The organism is Azospirillum sp. B506 (assembly GCF_000333595.1).
Taxonomy (GTDB): Bacteria; Pseudomonadota; Alphaproteobacteria; order Azospirillales; family Azospirillaceae; genus Azospirillum.
Map to the genome: position 1 here is coordinate 1 of NZ_BADK01000763.1, position 4,892 is coordinate 4,892.

The following is a 4,892-nucleotide window of genomic DNA, read 5'->3' on the forward strand; positions in this document are numbered from 1 at the left end:
CACGCCCCTTCTGGAGATCTGGTCGAAGACCCACCGTCCGAGAAGTGCTTCTCCTGTGCGGCACGCCATCCCCCGAATTGGTCGATGGTGACCAGCTTAACATCGGCGAAGCGCCCCGCATACTGGGCAGCCAGTTCCGGGAGGCGCGGGCGGTAGAAGTTCTTGGCGGCGATCTCCTGCCCTTCGCGGGTGTAGAGGAACTGGAGATAAGCCTCCGCCACCTTGCGGCTTCCCTTGCGGTCGGCGACCTTGTCGACGACGGCGACCGGCGGTTCGGCCAGGATCGACAGGCTGGGCGTCACGATCTCAAACTTGTCGGCGCCGAACTCCTGAAGCGACAGGTAGGCCTCGTTCTCCCAGGCCAGCAGGACGTCGCCGATGCCGCGCTGGGTGAAGGTGACGGTGGCGCCGCGGGCGCCGCTGTCCAGCACCGGGACATTCTTCAGCAACTGCGACACGAACTCCTTGGCCTTGGCCTCGTCGCCGCCGTTCGCCTGGAGGGCATAGGCCCAGGCGGCCAGATAGTTCCAGCGGGCGCCGCCCGAAGTCTTCGGGTTCGGGGTGATGACCTGGACGCCCGGCTTCACCAGGTCGTTCCAGTCCTTGATCCCCTTCGGATTGCCCTTCTTCACCAGGAACACGATGGTCGAGGTGTAGGGCGAGCTGTTGTTCGGCAGGCGGCTCTGCCAGTCCTTCGGCAGCAGGCCGGCATCGGCGATGGCGTCGATGTCATAGCCAAGCGCCAGGGTCACGATGTCGGCATCAAGTCCGTCGATCACCGAACGCGCCTGCTTGCCGGAACCGCCATGCGACTGCCGCACGGTCAGGGCGCGGCCGGTTTCCGCCTCCCACTTCTTGGCAAACGCCTTGTTGAACTCAACATAGAATTCACGGGTGGGATCGTAGGACACGTTCAGCAGCGTATCCTTGGAATCGGCGGCGGCCACACCAAGCCAGGCCAGCGTCAGGCCGGCGGCGAGAAGGGTCAGACGACGAAGCGACATGACAGGGGTCTCCTTCGGTGGCTCCTGAATTGCACGGATTTTTTTAGTGGTATCCGCGCTATCTTTTCTATTTCTTGTGTAGAGTTTGCCCATTGGCCGGGCGCTTGGGAAGCGGTTTTTTTGGCCTTCTCCCGCGGGAAATTCGCAACGACCTATCAACCCATTGGCGGTAAAGCGAAAACCATCCGGCGGCCCTTCGCATGGCCAAACCCATGCCGGACAGGGGATCATGACCGGAACCGGCAACTTTACCGGATTTGCCCTGTTGATCTCCGGCATATGGACATTGTCAGGAGCAAACACGATGGCTGGCCGCTTCAGGAAAATGGACGCCGAACTCCCGAAGGCCGGCACCTCGCGGGGCATGGGGCGCCCCGCCATGTGGAGCATTCTGGGTATCCTTGCGGTTCTTGCTCTGCTGCTGCTGTTCTTCCCGACCTGGTGACGGCGGCCGGCGAAGATTCTGGTCTATGGCGACCGGGAGGGGCATGAGGATCCCCGCCGCCGGATCGAGCGGCTGAAGCGGAGCCTTGCCGGAACCGATCCTTCCGCACTGCGGTTCGAGCGGCACAGCGCCCTGGCAACGCTGTTTACCGAAGCAGCCAAGCTGGCACAGGGGCTGGCGGAGAGAAATTCAGCGTGCGGGTCGTTACCGACAACCGCCTGTACCGCTGGGAATGGCTGCGGCTGCCCGACGACCGCCTGATGACGATGGATGCGCTCGACCATGCCGCCGCGCATGACCTGATCGGCGGCCAAGGCATCGCCTGGGACGTTGCCGGGGGACTGGAGGAGTTCGATCTGTCGAAGGCCCAGGCCGAAACGCCGAAACGCTGTATCGGGTGGTCGAGGGCGACGTACAGCTCGACCACCGGCTGCTGGCCTTCTGCCTGCCCTGCTACATCGCCTTCCAGATCGGCTATCGGACCTTCGCGACCGGCAGCGCCCCGTCGGCGGCCGGCGAACGCCGTAGGTACGAGGAACAGTGGAATCGGATGCAGGGGAAATGCATCGGGGGTTGAGTGGATTGACACCCGCCGGCATCGATCCTATCCGTGGACAAGGATGCCGGCCAAGTCCCGCCTTGTCGCGGCGCTGCCGGCTGTCAATGCGCCAGCCAAGCACCAGTCGGAACCGTTGAACCATGCAAGCGCCAGCCGTAATCCAGCCCTCCCAAGACGCGGCATTGTCCGACCTGATCGCCAAGCTGTTGGGTCCGGCTGGGACCGGAGAGGCGCTGAAGGCAATTTCGGACTCCTGCGAAGCCGCAAGAACGGCCGGGCTGGGGCAGGATGCGGTGGCGATGGCACAGTTGGACGGCGCGACCGCCGGCCTGGACCCCATCCTGAGGGAATCGGCGCTGGCCTATGTGTCCGGCGACCTGCGCCGCTACCTGCACATCCTGGACATGCTGGACAATGTGCTGGATCTGGCGCCGCTGGACGGCATCAACCAGATCTATTGGTCGATGCAGCGCCAACTGTTCCTGGTGCGCATGGACATGGGCTCCGTGCCCGATTTCGTCGCCGAGCACCTGCTCTCGTTTTATGAACGGTTCCTGCGGCAGATGGCGGCGCGCCTGGAACTTGCTCCGGTCGCGAGGACGGCGGGGCAGCCCGACACCGGACGGGTGGTGATCGTCACCAACCAGTTCCTGTCGGCCGAACACCAGCCGTCACGCGACCTGCTGGTGCTGGCGGTGCGGTTGCAACGCGATCTCGGGCGCACGGTGCTGGTGCTGAACACCAACATGATGCCGGACCGCTATTACAGCCCCTTCGTCCCGCCCTTCGCCGCCGCGGTCGAAGACAGGCTCTCGGGAGAAAAGACGATCCGGTGCGGCGGCGAGCGCATCCGCATGCTGTCCTCCACCGCGCCGGGCATCACCGCCGAGAAGTTGTCGGGTTTCCTGTCGGCGGTCGAGGCGTTCGACCCTGATCTGGTGATCGCCTTCGGCGGTTCGGTGATCGTCGCCGACCTGCTGGAGGGCGCGCGTCCGGTGATGTGCGTCCCCACCACCAGCGGGCAGATCGTCTCGCTCGCCGACATCGTGCTGGGTTATGGGGGCCAAGCGCCGCCGTCGAAGAATGGCAGGCTGGCGAGGTCCTGGCGCCCCTACCGCTTCAGCCTGTCGGTGCGCCGCACCGGAGAGACGGCGACGCGGGCGGAGTTCGGCTTGCAGGAGGGGGCATTCGTCTGCGTCGTCGTCGGCAACCGCCTGGATGCGGAGATCGACGGTGCCTTCCTGACCCTGCTGGGCCGGATTCTGGATGCGATCCCGCGGGCCCTGGTGCTGTTCGCCGGCGGAGTGGAGAGTCTGCCCGGACGGCTGGCCGCAGACCGCCATGCCGGACGGCTGCGCAGCTTGGGCCATGTCGACCGCATGGAGGCGCTGATGTCGGTCTGCGACCTGTTCGTGAACCCACGCCGCACCGGCGGCGCGGGAGGAGTGGCGCAGGCAATGGCGGGCGGCGTGCCGGTGCTGTCCTTCGAGGGCGGCGACGTCGCCAGCGTGGCTGGCCCATCCTTCCTGGTCGCCGACGAGGCGGCCTTCGTCGCCCGCGCCGTTGCCTTGGCGAACGACCCGGCGCTGCTGGCCGAGGCGCGGCAGGAGGCCCGCAGCCGCATCGCGACGGTTGAGCGGGAGGGCGCCGACGATGGTCGGCTCTCTGCCTATATGGCCGAGGCGGCCAGTCTGTTCGCCAAGCGGAGATAGAAGCATGCGCTTCCTGCTTTGTGGACAGGGCACGTCGGAAATCCTGTGGTCGATCCAGGCGGCACTGGTCGATCTCGGGCATGAATCCGTGCTGGCGCTGCCCGACATCTCGCAGGAGGTGATCGACCGCCGGATCGACGTGCTGTTCGTGCTGAACCTGTTCGAGATTCCCCGGCAGACGGTGGAGATGCTGCGCGCCTACATCGCGCAGTTCGGCACCCGCCCCGCCATTGTCCACATCTGCCTGAAGCATCCGCTGGAGGAGATCGGCGCCGGCACGGCGGAGGAAATCCGCGGCGCCGACCGCTGGATGGCGGAAAACGATGTTTCGATGTGGTGCATGTGCCAGGGGTCGGCGGAACAGGCGGTCCGCCTGGGGCTGAGCCGGGTCTTTCATGAGCCGCTGGGCGTCCATCGCTGGATCTGCACCGCCCCGGCGGCGGATGGCTCGGTCGATCTCTACAAGCGCTGGATGGCTTCGGACACGCCCGGCCTGCAATGCCACCCCTATGCCGCGATGAAGGGGCCGTCGGATCCGGGCGCGGAGGACTCGGTGCGAAACCGCATCCTCTATCTGGGGCAGGGCTGGCCGGAGCATCTCGAATCCGGGCGGGAGCCGGTTTCTCCGGCGGTCCGGCGCGATGCGGAAGCGGTCGCCGCGGCCATGATGGAACGGCCGGCCCTGCACCGGCTGCAGGCCATGGACGGCTGCGGGCTGACCGACCTGTCGGCCGACCCAGCCTGGACGCTGGAGTTCAACCGGGCCTTCACCATCGCCTTCGCGGTGGAGAACCGCCGCCGCTTCGCCGCCGCCCTGCGCCATGGCTTCGGGGAGGGCTTCTCGCTGTGGGGCAATGGATGGGAGCGGTTCGGCATCAACGCGGGTCCGGTGTCGGCGGCTCCGCGCAACGGCTACCCCACCGCAGTGGCCTGCCTGGATTTCGGCAGCCTCGCCTACGACACGGCGATCTTCCCGCGGACGCTGGAGATCGTCAAACGCCATGGGCTGCTGGTGAGCTGGCGCCATGCCGACACCGCCCGGCTGTTCGGCCCGTCGGAAGACGCGCTGACCTTCGGCAGCGAAGAGGATGCGGTGCGCCTTCTCTCCGCCCTGGCCGATGACGCCGACCGCCGCGCGCGGCTGCGGTCGGCGCATCTCGACCATGCTTCGA

Annotated in this window: 5 protein-coding genes; 4 read left to right on the forward strand and 1 reads right to left on the reverse strand. The window is 66.4% G+C overall.

Features of this window, described 5'->3' with window-relative positions; all coding sequences use genetic code 11:
- Positions 1–1,004: sulfate ABC transporter substrate-binding protein (locus tag I71_RS23925; RefSeq protein WP_042699404.1), on the reverse strand; the 1,004-nt coding region annotated here is incomplete at its 3' end.
- Positions 1,005–1,233: 229 nt separating this feature from the next.
- Here I71_RS23925 and I71_RS37680 point away from each other — a divergent pair.
- The 4 genes from I71_RS37680 to I71_RS23940 form a co-directional block, all read left to right on the forward strand.
- Complete coding sequence (locus tag I71_RS37680; protein ID WP_148294354.1) at positions 1,234–1,449, forward strand: hypothetical protein; 216 nt, start codon at positions 1,234–1,236, stop codon at positions 1,447–1,449.
- Positions 1,450–1,846: 397 nt separating this feature from the next.
- On the forward strand, positions 1,847–2,026 hold the full coding sequence (locus I71_RS23930) for a hypothetical protein (RefSeq protein WP_042699407.1): 180 nt from the start codon (positions 1,847–1,849) through the stop codon (positions 2,024–2,026).
- A gap of 122 nt (positions 2,027–2,148) precedes the next feature.
- Positions 2,149–3,720 (forward strand): glycosyltransferase, encoded by a 1,572-nt coding sequence (locus tag I71_RS23935; protein ID WP_042699410.1) that lies wholly within the window; start codon positions 2,149–2,151, stop codon positions 3,718–3,720.
- A gap of 4 nt (positions 3,721–3,724) precedes the next feature.
- A partial coding sequence (locus tag I71_RS23940; protein WP_042699414.1) for a glycosyltransferase occupies positions 3,725–4,892 on the forward strand: 1,168 nt, incomplete at its 3' end.